Annotated in this window: 21 protein-coding genes; 13 read left to right on the top strand and 8 right to left on the bottom strand. The window is 71.0% G+C overall.

Features of this window, described 5'->3' with window-relative positions; all coding sequences use genetic code 11:
- Positions 1–9 precede the first annotated feature (9 nt).
- Entirely contained in the window at positions 10–1,083 is a 1,074-nt protein-coding gene (locus F4554_RS26695) for a hypothetical protein (RefSeq protein ID WP_202889476.1), read from the bottom strand.
- A gap of 44 nt (positions 1,084–1,127) precedes the next feature.
- Between F4554_RS26695 and F4554_RS26690 the strand changes: the two genes are divergently transcribed.
- Together F4554_RS26690 and F4554_RS26685 are read left to right on the top strand one after the other, a co-directional pair.
- A complete protein-coding gene (locus tag F4554_RS26690; RefSeq protein ID WP_179790128.1) occupies positions 1,128–1,814 on the top strand; it encodes a TetR/AcrR family transcriptional regulator in 687 nt (228 codons plus the stop codon).
- On the top strand, positions 1,814–2,542 hold the full coding sequence (locus F4554_RS26685) for an aspartate/glutamate racemase family protein (protein WP_179790127.1): 729 nt from the start codon (positions 1,814–1,816) through the stop codon (positions 2,540–2,542). Before F4554_RS26690 ends, F4554_RS26685 begins: the two co-directional genes overlap by 1 nt.
- 15 nt (positions 2,543–2,557) lie before the next feature.
- Here F4554_RS26685 and F4554_RS26680 read toward each other — a convergent pair whose 3' ends face one another.
- Complete coding sequence (locus tag F4554_RS26680) at positions 2,558–2,857, bottom strand: helix-hairpin-helix domain-containing protein (protein WP_202889475.1); 300 nt, start codon at positions 2,855–2,857, stop codon at positions 2,558–2,560.
- A gap of 109 nt (positions 2,858–2,966) precedes the next feature.
- On the opposite strand from F4554_RS26680, the gene F4554_RS26675 reads away from it, so the two are divergent.
- Entirely contained in the window at positions 2,967–3,176 is a 210-nt protein-coding gene (locus tag F4554_RS26675) for a hypothetical protein (RefSeq protein WP_179790126.1), read from the top strand.
- A gap of 26 nt (positions 3,177–3,202) precedes the next feature.
- Here the strand turns inward: F4554_RS26675 and F4554_RS26670 are convergent, their stop codons facing one another.
- Positions 3,203–4,237, bottom strand: a complete 1,035-nt coding sequence (locus tag F4554_RS26670) for a serine hydrolase domain-containing protein (protein WP_337796211.1) — start codon at positions 4,235–4,237, stop codon at positions 3,203–3,205.
- On the opposite strand from F4554_RS26670, the gene F4554_RS33855 reads away from it, so the two are divergent.
- From F4554_RS33855 to F4554_RS26655, 3 genes are all read left to right on the top strand, one after another.
- The gene (locus F4554_RS33855) at positions 4,214–4,438 is read left to right on the top strand and encodes a hypothetical protein (RefSeq protein ID WP_179785440.1); all 225 of its coding nucleotides are present in this window, start codon (positions 4,214–4,216) and stop codon (positions 4,436–4,438) included. The two genes, F4554_RS26670 and F4554_RS33855, sit on opposite strands and share 24 nt — an antisense overlap.
- 81 nt (positions 4,439–4,519) lie before the next feature.
- Positions 4,520–4,894 carry a DUF1622 domain-containing protein gene (locus F4554_RS26660; RefSeq protein WP_337796210.1) on the top strand — a complete coding sequence of 125 codons (375 nt, stop codon included), beginning with the start codon at positions 4,520–4,522 and terminating at the stop codon, positions 4,892–4,894.
- Positions 4,887–5,186: a hypothetical protein gene (locus F4554_RS26655; RefSeq protein WP_179790125.1), complete on the top strand. Its 300-nt coding sequence runs from the start codon at positions 4,887–4,889 to the stop codon at positions 5,184–5,186. The genes F4554_RS26660 and F4554_RS26655 overlap by 8 nt, the downstream gene beginning before the upstream one ends.
- Here F4554_RS26655 and F4554_RS26650 read toward each other — a convergent pair.
- On the bottom strand, positions 5,160–5,495 hold the full coding sequence (locus F4554_RS26650) for a rhodanese-like domain-containing protein (protein WP_179790124.1): 336 nt from the start codon (positions 5,493–5,495) through the stop codon (positions 5,160–5,162). The two genes, F4554_RS26655 and F4554_RS26650, sit on opposite strands and share 27 nt — an antisense overlap.
- A 209-nt stretch (positions 5,496–5,704) precedes the next feature.
- Between F4554_RS26650 and F4554_RS26645 the strand changes: the two genes are divergently transcribed.
- Positions 5,705–6,286 (top strand): hypothetical protein, encoded by a 582-nt coding sequence (locus F4554_RS26645; protein ID WP_238341415.1) that lies wholly within the window; start codon positions 5,705–5,707, stop codon positions 6,284–6,286.
- On the opposite strand, the gene F4554_RS26640 is transcribed toward F4554_RS26645, so the two are convergent.
- On the bottom strand, positions 6,216–7,436 hold the full coding sequence (locus F4554_RS26640) for an NAD(P)/FAD-dependent oxidoreductase (protein WP_179790123.1): 1,221 nt from the start codon (positions 7,434–7,436) through the stop codon (positions 6,216–6,218). The two genes, F4554_RS26645 and F4554_RS26640, sit on opposite strands and share 71 nt — an antisense overlap.
- A 124-nt stretch (positions 7,437–7,560) precedes the next feature.
- Between F4554_RS26640 and F4554_RS26635 the strand changes: the two genes are divergently transcribed.
- Positions 7,561–8,499 carry a phosphatase PAP2 family protein gene (locus F4554_RS26635; RefSeq protein WP_179790122.1) on the top strand — a complete coding sequence of 313 codons (939 nt, stop codon included), beginning with the start codon at positions 7,561–7,563 and terminating at the stop codon, positions 8,497–8,499.
- A gap of 22 nt (positions 8,500–8,521) precedes the next feature.
- Here the strand turns inward: F4554_RS26635 and F4554_RS26630 are convergent, their stop codons facing one another.
- The gene (locus tag F4554_RS26630) at positions 8,522–9,073 is read right to left on the bottom strand and encodes a hypothetical protein (protein WP_179790121.1); all 552 of its coding nucleotides are present in this window, start codon (positions 9,071–9,073) and stop codon (positions 8,522–8,524) included.
- Positions 9,074–9,390: 317 nt separating this feature from the next.
- Here F4554_RS26630 and F4554_RS26625 point away from each other — a divergent pair, with 317 nt between their 5' ends.
- The gene (locus F4554_RS26625; RefSeq protein WP_337796209.1) at positions 9,391–9,915 is read left to right on the top strand and encodes a WhiB family transcriptional regulator; all 525 of its coding nucleotides are present in this window, start codon (positions 9,391–9,393) and stop codon (positions 9,913–9,915) included.
- Between the two features lie 158 nt (positions 9,916–10,073).
- Here F4554_RS26625 and F4554_RS26620 read toward each other — a convergent pair whose 3' ends face one another.
- Positions 10,074–10,625, bottom strand: a complete 552-nt coding sequence (locus F4554_RS26620; protein ID WP_179790119.1) for a hypothetical protein — start codon at positions 10,623–10,625, stop codon at positions 10,074–10,076.
- Between the two features lie 380 nt (positions 10,626–11,005).
- Between F4554_RS26620 and F4554_RS26615 the strand changes: the two genes are divergently transcribed.
- Entirely contained in the window at positions 11,006–11,380 is a 375-nt protein-coding gene (locus F4554_RS26615) for a hypothetical protein (protein ID WP_179790118.1), read from the top strand.
- Positions 11,381–11,423: 43 nt separating this feature from the next.
- Here the strand turns inward: F4554_RS26615 and F4554_RS26610 are convergent, their stop codons facing one another.
- On the bottom strand, positions 11,424–12,125 hold the full coding sequence (locus F4554_RS26610) for an HNH endonuclease family protein (RefSeq protein ID WP_202889472.1): 702 nt from the start codon (positions 12,123–12,125) through the stop codon (positions 11,424–11,426).
- Positions 12,126–12,362: 237 nt separating this feature from the next.
- Here F4554_RS26610 and F4554_RS26605 point away from each other — a divergent pair, with 237 nt between their 5' ends.
- From F4554_RS26605 to F4554_RS26595, 3 genes are read left to right on the top strand one after another with little or no spacing between them, the layout of a single operon-like run.
- Positions 12,363–13,592 carry an SGNH/GDSL hydrolase family protein gene (locus tag F4554_RS26605; RefSeq protein ID WP_179790116.1) on the top strand — a complete coding sequence of 410 codons (1,230 nt, stop codon included), beginning with the start codon at positions 12,363–12,365 and terminating at the stop codon, positions 13,590–13,592.
- Positions 13,589–14,134 carry a DUF1990 family protein gene (locus tag F4554_RS26600; RefSeq protein ID WP_337796208.1) on the top strand — a complete coding sequence of 182 codons (546 nt, stop codon included), beginning with the start codon at positions 13,589–13,591 and terminating at the stop codon, positions 14,132–14,134. The genes F4554_RS26605 and F4554_RS26600 overlap by 4 nt, the downstream gene beginning before the upstream one ends.
- A gap of 19 nt (positions 14,135–14,153) precedes the next feature.
- Positions 14,154–15,050: a phosphotriesterase family protein gene (locus tag F4554_RS26595; RefSeq protein ID WP_179790115.1), complete on the top strand. Its 897-nt coding sequence runs from the start codon at positions 14,154–14,156 to the stop codon at positions 15,048–15,050.
- Positions 15,051–15,073: the final 23 nt, after the last annotated feature.

Below are 15,073 nucleotides of genomic sequence, written 5' to 3'. Positions count from 1 at the left end.
GACTTCCGCTCAGGGTCGGATGCCGAAGATCCGTACGAACATCGGGGTGTCCACCAGCGTGTGCGGCGCGATCGCGTGGTAGGCCCACACGTGGGTCCAGGCGTTCGCGGTCCGCAGGGTGAGGTAGGTCTTGAACATCCCCGGCCCGGTGTAGAAGAGCACCAGGTAGAGCACCGAGATCAGCGCGTCGACCGGGGAGGCGAAGGTCGTCCAGCCGTCGAAGAAGTGCAGCAGGGCATACGTCAGTCCGCCCAGCAGTACGGTGGCCGGAACCGATCCTGTCAACCTGAGGTAGCGCGGCGTCAGTACGCAGAAGATGAACACCATGGTGGGGAGCACCGTCCCGGCGAACGACAGCGCGAAGGTCAGTGGCGCGCCGAGCAGTGCCTGCCGAGGTGCCAGGCCGAGGATGGAGTCGGTGACGGTCAGCAGTTGGACGGCGGACTCGAGGAGGAGTACGACCACGATCACCAGCAGGTCGCCGCGCCGGTTGCCGGAGCGCAGGTTCAGCTGCTCGGCGGAGTAGCGGCGGCGAAAGAAGGCCAGCGGCACGACGGCGTACGCCACCAGGTTGTACGCCGCCCAGGCGACCGCCTCGGCCGGCGCCACCGGCTGACCGGTGCGGATCACCATGCCGTCCAGGTGGAAACCGAACGCGTGCCAGCCGAACGCCCTGCCCAGCAGGTAGCCGCCGACCATCGCGGCGACGCCGTACGCCAGCACCAACTGGGTCTCCCGCTTGGCCACCTGGCGATCGGGTGCTCGGCTCGCCACCAGTTCGGCGCCGGGCCGGTGCCTGGTGAGCAGCCGGACGACCACCATCAGGGCGAAGATCTCCACGTACATGGCATTGGTGCGGAGGATGGCGGCGACGGTCGGTGGGTCGGCGAGGCTGGACGCGCGGAGCGGGAGATGAGAGCCCGCGAGGGCGAGCAGGTTCGCGTTGACGACGATCCAGCAGACCACGCCCGCGATCACGGCCGGCAGGGCTTCGGGATTTCTCGGCGGCGTGGACGGTGAGGAGTCCGGCCGCCGCGGCGGCGAGGGTGTCCGGGTGGCGTCGGTCGACTTCATGTGCGGCATGTCTCCACCATACGCTTGTACTATACGGTTGTACGATAGATTTCATGACACCGACGAGTGGCCGAGATGATCGCGGGGGCCGGGGCGCCCGACCGCGGGTGCTGACCGCGCTGATGGAGATCATCGCCGAGCGCGGGCTGGACCACGCGACCATCCGCGAGGTCGCGGCCAGCGCGGGCGTGTCCATCGGCACGGTGCAGTACTACTGCCGGAGCAAGGACGAGATGCTCCGGATGGCGTTCGAGCACGTCTGCGAGCAGATACTGGATCGGATCAGGCAGATCGAACGTTCCGGGACCGGCAGGCCGCGCGGCTCTGCCCGAACACGCGGGGCCGCGGACAGCGACCGTGAGGTCGGTCCGGTCCTGCGCCGGGCACTAATGGAGTTCCTGCCGCTGGACGACCGCCGCCGGGCTGAGGCCAGGGTCTACCTCGCGTTCGCCGCCAGGGCGGCCGTGGCCCCGGACCTCGCCCAGGTGCAGCAGACGATGATGGCGGAGCTGCGCGCGATGACGGCCGCGGCCTTCCGGCTGGCCGTCGACCGAGGTCAGGCGCACGCCGGTCTCGTACCCGAACGCGCCGCGGCGGCGACCGCGGTGGTGGTGGACGGCCTGCTGTTGCAGATGCTCACCGACCCGGCGGGCATGTCGGCCAGGGCCGGGACCGGCCTTCTCGACGACCACCTCGCCCGCTATGTCAACCTGGACACCAGCCGGAGGAAGGGACGTTGATGCGCACCATCGGCCTGATAGGTGGCATGAGCTGGGAGAGTTCGGCGGAGTACTACCGGCTCCTCAACGAGGAGACCCGAGCCCGGCTCGGCGGGCACCACTGCGCGCCCAGCCTGCTGTTCACCGTCGACTTCGCCGAGATCGAGGCCATGCAAAGTGCCGGGGCGTGGGACGCCGCCGGCGACCGGCTGGCACAGGCGGCCGTCACCCTGGAGAAGGCCGGCGCGGACGTGGTGGTGCTGTGCACGAACACGATGCACCTCGTGGCGGACCGGATCACTGCGGCGATCGACGTGCCGTTCCTGCACATCGTGGACGCCACGGCCGAGCGGATCACCGTGGCGGGGCACCGCACCGTGGGGTTGCTGGCAACCCGCTACACGATGGAACACCCCTTCTACCGCGACCGGATGCGAGGCCACGGGATCGAGGTGATCGTGCCGGACGAGCCGGAGCGCACCCTCGTGCACGACGTCATCTACCAGGAGCTGACCCGGAACCGGATCGAGCCGGCCTCGCGGGTGGCGTACCAGAAGGTGATGGCCGGTCTGGCCGAGCGCGGTGCACAGGCACTGATCCTGGGCTGCACCGAGATCACCCTGCTGGTGGACGAGTCCGACAGTCCGGTGCCGGTGTTCGACTCCACCCGCATCCACGTGGAGGCGGCGGTCGACCTCGCGCTGGCAGACCCGCCGACGCCTGCCGACGGGTCCGTCGCCCGGGCGTGAGTGCGGGCGGGCGGCTCAGCCGAGGGCACGTTTGCGTTCGGCGGTGTACTTCCACCACGGCCGGGGCTGCCCGCCGCCGGCCTGGTCGACGACGGACATGAACGTGTCCAGCAGGCACGGGTCGTACCGCCGGCCGTCGCGTAGGCACAACGTGTCGTACAGCTCGAAAGGGTCCCTGCCGACGAGTTGCCCGCGTTCGGTGATCCCCAGCCGTGCGAGGTAGCCCACCACGGCAGGGCCGACGTTCGCCATCGCCAGCAGGTCGCCGGACGCGCCGGCCGCGGTCGCCACGCTGTCGGGACTCTTCTTGCTCATGCCCTCATTCCAGTCCATCCGTCACCCGCGGGCCTTGTACGGATCGGACATCCGGACCAGCCAGTCCTCGATCGACTCGTGAACACGACCGCCGGCCTATCCTGGCCGGGTGAGTTCCGGACCGGCGGCCGGCGGGCAGACGCCCGAGGCGACGGACGTGTGCCCGGTGTGCCGCGAACCGCTCCGGCCGACCTCACCCTCCACGTCGGTGGTGGACGTGCCGACCTGGAGTTGCCCGTACGACTGCGCACTGACCGTGTGCGCGGAGGAGTGGGAACGCGCGGTCCTGGCACTCGCCCGCGAGCGCCGCGCAAGGTGACGCCGCCCGGCACCGCCCGGGCCGACCTACACCGCGTCGGCGACGATGGCGGCGATTCGTTCGGCGGTGTCGAAGTCGGCGGTCAGGCGGTTCTTGGTGAGCGCGAACGCCAGCCCGGTCGAAGTGTCGCCGAACGCGTAGGTGCCGCCCGCGCCACCCATGCCGAAAGTGCCGGACGTCTTCTCCTGGTCCGCACCGATCCGGCCGAGGGAGTAGCCCAGCGCCCAGCGCGAGGACATGCCCATCACCTGGTCGTCACCGACGAACGAGACGGCGGACAGCTCCTTCAGCCGCTCCGGCGACACCAGGCGGACGCCGTCCACCGGACCGAGCAGCGCGGCGTACATCCGGGCCATCGCGCGTGCCGTCATCTTCGCACCGGCCGGAATGTCTGCGGCCAGGATGTCGGCGCGGTTCCCGAACGCTGCGGTCGGCGCCAGGTCGCGCGGGGACAACGCGAAGAACGGCGAGTCGTCCGGCATCGCGGCCATGAACTCCGCACTGCCCTCGGCGTCCTCCAGCCGGGCGAGCCGGCCGTGCTCGGACACCGGCATACCGAAGTACAGCTCGTCGGCCACCCCGAGCGGCCCGGCCACCTCCTCCGCGAGCACCCGCGAGATCGGCCTGCCGGTGACCCGGCGGACCACCTCGCCGACCAGGTAGCCGAACGTGTAGGCGTGGTAGGCGGTCCTGGTGCCCGGCTCCCACCAGGGCTCGGCGGCGGCGATCCGCGCGCACATCTCGTCCCAGTCGCACACGTCCTCGGGCGTGGTGTCGGCAGGGACGCCGGGCACGCCCACCGTGTGGGTGAGGACGTGGCGCAGGGTCGCGTCCTCCTTCCCGTGGACGCCGAACTCGGGCCACACATCGGCCAGCCGCAGGTCGTAGTCGAGCACGCCCTGCTCGGCAAGTACGTGGGCGACGGTCGCGGTGGTGCCCTTGCCGGCGGAGTAGGCGTAGAAGACGGTCTCGGAGGTGACCGGACGCCCGGTCGCCGGATCGGCCAGGCCGGCCACCGCGTCGACGATCTGCTCACCGTGCAGGAAGGCCGCGACCTGCACGCCCTGCTCCTTCCCGGACCGGACCGCCTCGTCGACGGCGCGCTGGACCTGCTGCTGTACGTCGGCCACTGGTGTCACGGCTGGTGCCTTCCTCGGGACGTCCTCGCCGAACCGGAGCGCGGAGTCGGCCTCGTGTCGTACAGACTTCCCGGTCCGGAGGAACTCATCGCGGTGGGCCGCGCGGACCTGACCGGCGGATGAGAGCCGAACCGGCCGGGTAACACCCAGCACCTGGTCGATCTGCTGTCCGAGGAGTTTCTCCGGGAGGTCGTCAGCCTCCTGGTGCGGCTCGTCGAGGCGGCGGGTGCGCTGATCATCTTCGTCGGCGCGGCGTTGGCGTTCGTCCGCTTCGTCTCCACGGCTCTTCGCCGGCATGGCGAGGAGGACTTCAACGCGGTACGGCTGTTCCTGGGCCGCTACCTCACGCTGGGGCTGGAGTTCCAGCTCGCCAGTGACGTACTGCGTACGGCGGTCTCGCCGACGTTCGCGCAGATCGGCCAGCTGGCGGCGATCGCGGCCATCCGTACCGGCCTGAACTACATCCTGGGCAAGGAGATCGAACGTGAGCGCGCGGCGCTCGCGGAGGCGGCGCAGCGGCCCGGGCTCGGGCCGGGACCCGGCGCCCAGGGCGGTCCGGGACACGCCGGGGATGGTTGACACGTACGCCGAGATCATCCGCGGCGCGGTCATCGTCGTCGTCGCCCTCGGCCTGGCGGCGGCGTCGGTCGTGCTGGTCCGGGGCGCCGGGATCGCGACGGTGCTGGCGGTGCTGCTGGAGTTCCTCGTGGCGGCGGGCCTGCTGCGGCTGTCCCTCGCCCACACCTGGGCGGCCATCCTGGTGGCGGTGGCCACGATCGTCATCCGCAAGATCGTGGTCGCGGGCTTCTCGATCCCCCTCTCGTGGCGGAGGAGGCCGCGCGGGTCAGGCCGGCGAGTCCCCGGTCGGTGAGTCACCGGTCACCACGGGGTTTCCCGCGCGCATCCACCCGAGGGTGCCGCCGGCGACCGAGTGCGCGTCCAGCCCGGCCCGGGTGAGGACTTCGGCGCCGGCCAGGCTGCGGTGCCCGCTCGCGCAGATCACGTAGATCGGCTGGTCCTTCGGCAGGCTCGCGGTGTGCTGGGGGAGCGTGCCCAGCGGGATCAGCCGGGCTCCGGGAACGTGCCCGGCGGTGTACTCCTCCGGCTCGCGGACGTCCACGGTGAGGTGGCCCGCCTCGTGCGCGCGGACGAACTCCGGCATCTCGACCTCGTGGGCCATCTGGTTCCCCTCACGGTGTGTCCTGCGGCGCCGGCCGGCTGCCGCGCCGACCTTACCAACGGCCGGGGCGGAGCCCCCGGCCGCGCGCCGTGACCAGGGCGTACGCCGGACCGTACGGTGTACGCGGCTCGGTGTACGCGGCTCGGCGTAGGAGCGGATCGGCTCCCGGGCGGACGATCCGACCGGCCTTGCCGGGTGAGGATGGCCGGATGCCGCTGACGACCGCCACGGACCCGAGCCGCGTGCCCCGCCGGTCCGGTCGCGTGCCCACCCTCTCCGGCCGGGCGCGTAAGGGAGTGCTGCTCGTCCACATCGCCGCCGCCGGCACCTGGCTCGGCATCGACGTGGTGATGGCCGTGGTGGTGTTCACCGCGGTGCTCTCGGACGACCCCCGCACCGTCGCGCTGTGCTACCAGGCGCTGCGGCTGTTCACCGTGTGGCCGCTGCTGGTGACCGGCCTGGTGTGCCTGGCGAGCGGGATCTGGCTCGGACTCGGCACGAAGTACGGCCTGCTGAAGTACTGGTGGGTGGCGGTGAAGCTCGCCCTGAACCTCCTGCTGACCGGGTTGGTCCTGGTCGCGCTGCGGCCCACGGTCACCGGGGCGACGGAGTTCGGCCGGCAGTTGGCGGCGGGACATCCAGGTGTGCCGCCGCGGGACATGATCTACCCGCCGATCGTGTCGCCTCTCCTGCTGGTGTTCGCGTTCGTCCTGGCGGTGTTCAAGCCGTGGGGGCGGATCCGGGCCTCGAAACATCCCCTAGCCGGGCCTCCGGCCGCAGGTCCGCGGTGAGTTCCTCGCCCACGGCGGCCCGGGCCAGGGCGCGACCCAGAGCGGGAGCGTGCTTGAAGAGGTTGTTGCCCGCCACGAACAGCACCTGCCCGGCCGGGCCGTCGGACCCGGCCTGCCAGACGGCGAGGCCGTCCGGGCTCCAGGGGAGCTCGGTCGTCCAGCAGTGCACGTGGCCCACTGGGTCCGGATCCAGCCCGGGCAGCGCCTCGCGTACGTAGGCCCTGGCGGCGTCGGCGAGCCTGCCCAGCCCGTCGGGGTCGGCCACACTGCCGTCCGCACGAGCGGCCACGTGCCCACTGACCCCCACGGCGTACGCACGACCGCCGGGCAGCGCGGCCGCGTAGACACTGGCCCCACTCCCCGCGGTGAACTCCCCGCTGCCGTCCTGTAGGCAGGCCAGGCGCGCCGGCGGTTCGCCGCGCACCGCGAAGGTCACCCGGGCGTGCGCCCCGAACTCGACCGGCAACGTCAGCCCGGCTCCGCGGGCGAGGGCAGGCGTGCCCCGGCCGGCGCAGACCACCACCGTGTCGTAGTCGGCGCACCGGCTCACCGATCGGACCTGCGCCCGGCCGTTCGTTCCGCCTGGGCCTTGCGACCCCTGCCCAGGCCCGGCGGCGTGCACCGAGAGCACCTCGTCGCTGACGATCTCCCCGTCGACGGCCGCGGCCAGCGCGCGGATCGCGGCCTGGGTGCGGATCGCCCCGGCCGTCTCGTCCAGCATCGCCGGCGCCGAGCCGGCGGCCCGTCCCCGGACCAGCGGCACAAGGTCCGCGAGTTCGCCGGCCTCGACCATCCGGGCGGGAACGCCTGCCTGCCGCAGCAGCGCCAGCCGTTGCCCGGCGTTCGGCCCGATGGTCACCGCGCCGTCGCCGGACACCAACTCGACCCCGAGCCGGTCCTGCCAGGTACGCCACACCGACCGGCTCTCCCGTGCCCACGCGACCAGCCGCGGATCCTCGTGGGAGTGCCGGAACAGCCGGGACTGGCCGGTCGACTGCCCGTTGCCCGGCACGCCGACCTCGTAGACGTCGGGCCGGACACCGAGTTCGGTCAGCGCGTACGCCGTACTCAGGCCGACGATCCCGGCCCCGACCACGGCCACCCGTGGGGCTGTGCCGCGCACCCGTCCGCGTACGTCAGGACTGCTCATCCGGCCCACCGCCCCATCCGGCCTCGTCGTCCGATCGCTCCGGGTCCCGTCCACGACCGAATCTAACGGCGCAGCGGCGTCGCGGCATTCAGCGCGGACCGCGCTTGACCGCTACCGTGACCGGATGCGGAGTCTGGTACGCGGGTTGCTGGCTGGTTGGTTGTTGGGGCTGGCGGCCGCGCAGACCGCCGCACTCGCCCTCGTCTGGTGGATCTTCATCCGTACTCCACACGGCCAGGTCGTCGACGCGACCGTGTTGCGCGGCACGAGGTTCGGCCGGGGCTCGGTCGAGCAGTTGGTGAGCGGCGTGCTGGACGCCGTCTCCCTGGCCTCGCTGGTGGCGGCGACGATCGTGCTCGGGTTCATCGCGCTCGCCCGGCGGCGGGTCCTGCTCGCCGTGGCGGCGACCGTGCTCGTGGCCGGCGCCAACCTCACCACGCAGATCCTCAAGGATCACGTCATCTCCCGGCCGGACCTTGGCATCGCCGGCACCAACATCGGTGCGCCGAACAGCCTGCCGAGCGGGCACATGACCGTGGCGGCCTCGGTCGCGGTCGCCGCCGTCATGGTCGTGCCGGCGCGGTTGCGGGCGACGGTCGCGGTCCTGGGCGCCTGCTACGCGGCGCTCACCGGGATCGCCACCCTGTCCGCCGGCTGGCATCGTCCGAGCGACGCTCTTGCCGCCCTGCTGATCGTCGGCGCATGGGCGTCGGCCGTCGCGGCCGTGCTCGTGCTCGCCCAACGGTCGCGGACCACCGGCGCGCCGAGCGACCCGCACCCCCGGATGGTGGGCTGGCTGGCGTTGGTGGGAGGTGCGGCGCTGGTGGGAGCGGTGCTCCTCGTCGCCCTGGCCGACCAGGGCTCGCTGACCCCACCGGTCGAGGTGGGCCGGAGCCGGTTGGTGATGGCGTATGCGGGAGGCGCCGTCGGGGTGGCGGGAGCGACCTGCCTGGCGATGGCGGTGGTACTCGCGACGGTGCACCGGGTGGTCCCGCGACTCGCCGAACCGACCGTCGCCGCCGAACCAGCCGGTCCGGAAGCGGACCTGGTGGCGGCCGACTAGGGCTGCCGATCAGGCCCGCCGATCAGGCCCGCCGCGTGGCCACGTCGAGGCCTTCCGCGCCGGCCACGGGGACGGTCGCCGGAGCCACCGCTTCCGGAACCTTCGCTCCGGTGCGCTTCACCTTGCGCCACCAGCCTCGTGCCTGCGCGCGGGCTCGCCCACGATGACGACCGCTGACGAGGTTGTCCTCGATGCGATCGAGGAGGAGGACCACGGCGACTATGCCGGCCAGGCCGAGAGTGAGTTGCAGGACAGCTTGCAGGACGTTCCCCATCGGTTTGACTCCGACCTTTTTTCTCGACTCCTGGGCAGCGCTGCGCCGCGAGCCTAACACCGTTGAAGCCTTGCCGCTGACCGGCGAATTCGGGCACGCCGCCGCCTGCGAACCGTGGTTCTGATGACGTGGGACGCGCCGAAAATTCAACCGGTGAAGGCCGAGATCACCGGCCCGTCTCGCTTCTGATGACAGGCTGAGCTGAGCCGTGCCGACAAGAAGTTGACAGGAAGCCGACAGGAAGCCGACCGGCTGCCCGCCCCGAGAATTGAATGCGCTAGTGCTTGTCGTCAGACGCATCCGTCACTGATTTCGATTCTGCCTGTCCGAAGTTGTGACTGCTCCTCGGGCCGTTGTCGGAGAAATGCCGCAAGCGCGGTCGGCGCACACGCTGTGTGCCGTTTCGGTCGCAACACTGGGGACTTGCGTTGGAGGGTTTACTACGTAAGGTTGTCGGCTGCGGGCTCAGGCAGTGGGTCTGCCGCTCACAGCGGGCGAGTCCCTACGGAGAGGCCCTGAATATGCGCACTGCGTCGTTCGCAGCGTGGCACCGGCGCCGGCGGCCCTTCTTCCCGCGGCTCTGACCCCGCCGAATCTGGCCCGGTTCGACCGGTGCGATGGGTCGTCTGCGTTGCTTGACTGGCACAGAGTGCTGTCAACGGCGGGAGGTAGACCGATCGTCACGGCCGGAGGGTCCGACCCGATCTTGTGAATACATCTGCGGCGGGGGGCCGTGGCAACGAGAGGTTGTCTGCATGCCCGAGCGCCGAGCCGCTCAGCCCGGGGGGCGAAACAGGCCCGTACCCGAGGGAACGTGGGAATGGCACCAGTCGGCGGCCTGCGCCGGCGAACCCTCTGACGTGTTCTACGGCCCCGAGGGCGAGAAGTTGCCCGCGCGCCGGGCACGGGAAACGCGAGCGCTGTCCATCTGCGCCGCCTGCCCCGTGTGTGACGAGTGCCGCAACCACGCGCTGGGACTCCCCGAGTCGTACGGCGTGTGGGGAGGAACCACGGAGGGCAGCAGGCTCGCCGTTCGCCGAGGTCGCAGGCCCGCACCCCACGAGCACCCTGCCGCTCCCGCGGCGTCCGTGGGCCAGGCCGCCAGTTCCGGCGTCACCGCCACAAGGTCGGTGCCGGCCTAGACATCTGTCAGGAGCATTCCGCCGTACCAGCCGTATCGGCCGTGGTCGCCGCGACGACCACGGCCCGTACGGCTCGAACGCGGACACGAGAACGCGCCCCCGCCGACGAGGCGGGGGCGCGTTCTGTCTGTGGCTTTGCGTACTTCAGCCGGCTCGGGTCAGCCCAGGATGCCGAGGATCTGGTTCAGCAGGCCGGCGATCTGACCGAGAACGAGGTTCAGTCCACCGGTGTTGTCGAGCAGGCCGGCGACGGAGCAGAGCAGGTTGCCCAGCAGGTTGCCGGGGCCCTGGACGGCGGTGATGTTCAGGTGCACGGTGTCGAGGTGAACGACCAGGCCGAGCAGGTTGAGGTCCAGCGGCCCGAGCACAAGGTTGAGGATCTGGCAGCTACCGGTCGAGGCGGCCGTGTTGACCGGCACGGTCACCGACTTGTCGACGGCGGCGGTGCTGCCGTCGGCGCGGGTGAGGTTTCCGGTGAGGTCGCCGATCGCCACCAGCTTGCCGTTCTGGGTGGCGAACTTGGTCGGGGTGAAGGTGCCGGCGAAGGTGCTGCCGTCAGCGGCCTTGCCGGTGACCGGAGCAGACACCGCGCTGGTGGTGGCCGCGGTGGTGTCCGGTGCGGTCGCGGCCGACGCGGCTCCCACTCCCACGAAGGAAAGGGTCGCCAACGCGACGACGAAGGCGAGGACCCTGGTGAATCGTCGGGACATCGGTTATGCGTCCTTCCGTGACTTGATCGGGGGCTTAATCACCATTGCGAGACCGATGGGCCACCGCAAATCGCCGGACGATCTTCAGCGGCCTCGTTCGCTTGCTCCGGTCGGCGAAATCGCTGGTCAGACGGGAAGTCGGGATTAATGGAAAAAGTTACGACAAAGACACGATTCGGCCCCGCCTGAAAGTCGAAATTCCACGTAAGGTGGTCTGCCGAACACTCAGAGTAGGCAAGATGTGCTGCGGAATTCGGTACATATCGTCCAGCGGTTTCGCATCGGTTGTCGACGGGCAGCAACCTCGAAAAGCCGTTAACCTGACCGAACACGGCAGCCAACGGAGGGTGGCTGTCCGGGGATCTAGGAGCGACAACCAAATGAGCGACACCCCGTTGTACGACCAGTTGGTCAACGAACGCCTCGGCCGGGGGCCGAGCGAGTTCGAGGGTCACGACGAGTGGGACGACTCGGAGGAGGCGCGCGCCGCCTTCGAACGCGGTGTGGCGCAGGCCCACACTCTGGGGGAACAAAGCGCCGGGTCGGAGCCGGCCGGCTCCGTGGAGCCGTCCGCGCAGGCGAAGCCGGGCCTCGAGAACGGGCCCGACCGCAAGCAGCTCGAGCAGCAGCCCGTTCGTGAGCAGCAGCCGTTGCCCGGCCAGAAGCAGGACGAGGGGCAGTCCGGAGGCGGGTCGGCGAGCACGAACGAGCCGAGGGAGAAGCGCACCCCCGGAAAGCCGCTCGCTCCGGCCTGAGCCGGACGTCGGTGCCGCCGGGGCCAACGGCGTCCGTCGGCGGCTACCGGCACTGGGTGAGCATCATCGACTTGTCCGCGCGGGTGACGGGCAGGTCGTACTTCAGCGCCACCTGGCCGAACCGCACCGCGTAGGCGCACCGGATCGGTTTGTTCGGCGGCAGCCAGGACGCCGGGCCGGAGTCGCTCTTGGCTGAGTTGGTCGCGCCGTCGACCGGCATGAGGTTCAGCGGGTCGTTGGCTATCTGTTCCCGCCGGTGCTCGGTCCAGTGGGCCGCACCCAACTGCCACTCGTACGACAGGGGTACGACGTGGTCGATCTGCACGTCCGCCGCGTTCTGCTTCCGCCACGAGATCGCCCTGCCCGTGTAGGGATCCGCCAGCGTCATGGCCATCACGACGCACTTGGATCCCCTGCGGTAGCGCAGGTCCTGTCCGTCCCGGGCCAGCACGTCGTTGCGGGTGTCGCAGCCGTTGCGGGCGAGGGGTACGCCGTCGGCGGTGTCGGTCCAGTCCGAGCCGAACCGGTCGCGGTCGTACCCCGTCTTCGGCCCGCGCCCGGCCGTGCGGACCTTGTCGATCAGGCGGCGTGCCGCGCCGCGTTCGGCGGACGACGTGACCGGGGCGAGGCCGGGCTTGGTGCCGTCGGGATTGTCCAGCGGGTCGACGGCCCGGCCGTCGGACACCGGCCCGGAGGTCGCCCGCGCGGACGGCGAAGTGGTGGGCTGGTCCGTCGGTGCGCCCATAGGAACCCCGTCGACCTCGAGGGTGCAGCCCGAGCCCGCGACGGCACAGAGGAGGCCGAGGGCGGCGACCGTCGCTCTTGTGCGTCCCCGGCCCCGGCCTCCGCTCCGGCCTCGGCCCTGGTGCCCCGGCCGGCCTGAACTCCGCCGACGACGTCGGTCGGTTCTCACCTGTTCGTACACGCGCATCGACCACGATCCCTGGACTACGGTTGCCGACGAGGATCATAGGAGGGCGCGATGACGGTGAGCTTCCGGGACCACGTGCACGCGTTTCTGGCGGAGGCGGTGTTCAGCCGCGCGGAGGTCGACCGGTTCCTCGACCCGGACCAGCCGAAGTGGGCGAGGTTCGACCCCGAACTCGGCTACCTCCCGCATCCTTCCCGGGTGCCCGACGGCGTGGACGACTCGGTGAGCACCTACCGCTACGGCGCGCTCGGTGAACGCCTCGCCATCGCCTACGCCGACCGGCCGTGCCGGGTCAACACCTACGGCGACAGCTTCACCCAGTGCCACCAGGTCAGCGACGGCGAGACCTGGCAGGAGTACCTCGCGGCCCACCTCGGCGAACCCGTGCGCAACTTCGGCGTCGGCGGTTACGGCGTACTGCAGGCGTGTCGCCGGCTGCGCCGGGAAGAGGCCAGTGCGGCGAGCGCCGAGCATGTCGTTCTCAACATCTACCTGGACGACCACTACCGGAGCCTCGACGCCTACCGGATGCTGCGGGTCGGCCGGGGATGGTGGGATCGTTACCAGTCGTTGCCCACAAGCATGTTCCACGCCAACCCGTGGGAGCACGTGCGCTTCGACGCCGCCGGTGTGCTGGTCGATCGGCCCAACCCGTGCCCGACCGCGGAGTCGCTGTACCACCTGTGCGATCCGGACTTCCTGATGGAGACCTTCGGCGACGACCTGGTGGTCCACCTGCTGGTGGGCCGGCGCACCGGACGCTGGGACTTCCTCACCGACCACCGCGAGACCGCTGCCGCGCTGGACCTCGACCTCGACCTCGACATCGGCTCCGGCGGTGACGCGGCGGGTGCGCGCATGGCCGACGCCTTCTACGACCGGTGTGCGTTCCGCGCCTCGGCGGTGCTGGTCGAACGTACCCGGCGCGAGCTCGCCGAGCAGGGCAAGCGCCTGCTGGTGCTGCTGAGCTACCCCGGCGGGACCGTCGCGGACGCCTGTGCCGGAAAGACCCGGCCGGACGAGGAGTTCGTTCGCCACCTCGACGACCTCGGTGTGGAGTACGTCGACTCACTGGCCGCCCACGTCGCCGACTACCAGGCCTTCTCGCTGTCCCCGCAGGAGTACCGCGACCGCTTCTACAACGGCCACTACACCCCGGCCGGCAACCACCTCTTCGCGTTCATGGTGAAGCCGCGGTTCGTGCGGTGGCTGGACCCGGCACCACCCGCCTACGCCGCGAGGACGAGTCCGCTGTCAGTACGCGGAGAGGCGCTGGCGTGACGGTGCTTCTTCGCGTACCACCGCTGGCGGACCTCGCCGGCGCGGCTCTCACGTATCCCGAGGTCGGCGCGACCGCCGGCGCGCTCCCGCCCGGCTACCGCCCGGTGACCCGTTCGGTCCGGGTCGGCCAGGGGCAAGCCTCCTTCGACAGCTGTGCGGACGGCGTGCTGGGCTGGGAACTCCACCGTCGCGCCGGACTCGGGGTGCACGCCGACCGGCCCACGGCCACGCCCGGTGCCGTGGTGGCGGTCGTCCTGGGCATCGGCAGGTGGGGAGTCGTCGCGCCGTGCCGGGTGGTCCACGTCGTCGACGAACCCGACCGGCGTGGCTTCGCGTACGGCACACTGCCCGGCCACCCCGAGCAGGGCGAGGAGAGCTTCGTGGTCTCCCGCGAGACCGGCGGCACCGTGGTGTTCACCGTGACCGCGTTCTCCCGGCCGGGAAACCTGCTGGCCCGCCTGGGCGGTCCGTTGGCGCGGCGGACGCAGGACCTGTACGTCGGGCGCTATCTCAGGGCGGCCACGACCTTCGCGAGCCTCTGATCTGCACTACGGTCGCACCATGACGACACCGGCCGCGGTCCCCGACAGGGCTCTCGTTCCCGACAGCGTCCTTGTGCACGAACACGTCCTGGTCGACTTCGGCGGTGTCGCGGATCCGCACGTGTACGACCCCGACGAGGTGTTCGCCGCGGCGAAGCCGAAGCTGGACGAGGTGTACGCCCTCGGCTGCCGGCGGCTGCTGGAGTGCACGCCGCAGGGACTCGGCCGCGATCCGGTCCTCCTCGCCCGGCTCGCCGACGCGACCGGCGTGGAGATCGGCACCAACACCGGCGTCTACGGCGCGGCGGACAGGGTCGGCGTACCTTCGTACGTCCACGAGCTTGCGGCCGAGCAGTTGGCTCGGCGGTTCGTCGACGAACACACCCACGGCATCGCCGGCAACCCTGCCGCGCGCCCCGTGTTCGTCAAGACGGCCGTACGCGACGGCGCCCTGGAGGAGCTGGACCGCAAGCTCGTCCGCGCGGCCGCGCTGACCGCCCGCGAGACCGGGCTGACGGTCGCGTCCCACACCACGGCCGGCGTGGCCGCCCTGGAACAACTCGACATCTTCGCCGACGTAGGCGTCTCACCGGACCAGTTCGTCTGGGTGCACGCCCAGGCCGAGCCGGACGGCGACATCCACGAGCAGGTCGCCCGCGCCGGCGCGTGGGTGGAGTTCGACGGCCTGCGTCCGGGTGACACGCAGTGGCAGCGGGCCTGCGTCGAACGCATGGCCGCGGCCGGCCTGCTCGGCCGCACCCTGGTGGCCAACGACAGCGGGTGGTACCACGCCGGGGAGCCGGGCGGTGGGGAGTTCCTCGGTTACACCTTCGTGTACGACGAACTGCTGCCCGCGCTGGACGAGTCGTGGTGGCGGACCCTGCTGGTCGACAACCCGGTGGCCGCGTTCGGCTGAACGTTTGCGTACGGGCACCTCGG

It is taken from the genome of Actinopolymorpha rutila, assembly GCF_013407855.1.
Lineage (GTDB): Bacteria > Actinomycetota > Actinomycetes > Propionibacteriales > Actinopolymorphaceae > Actinopolymorpha > Actinopolymorpha rutila.
Note: the sequence above shows the minus strand (reverse complement) of the source record. Positions and strands in the feature narration are given on the sequence as shown.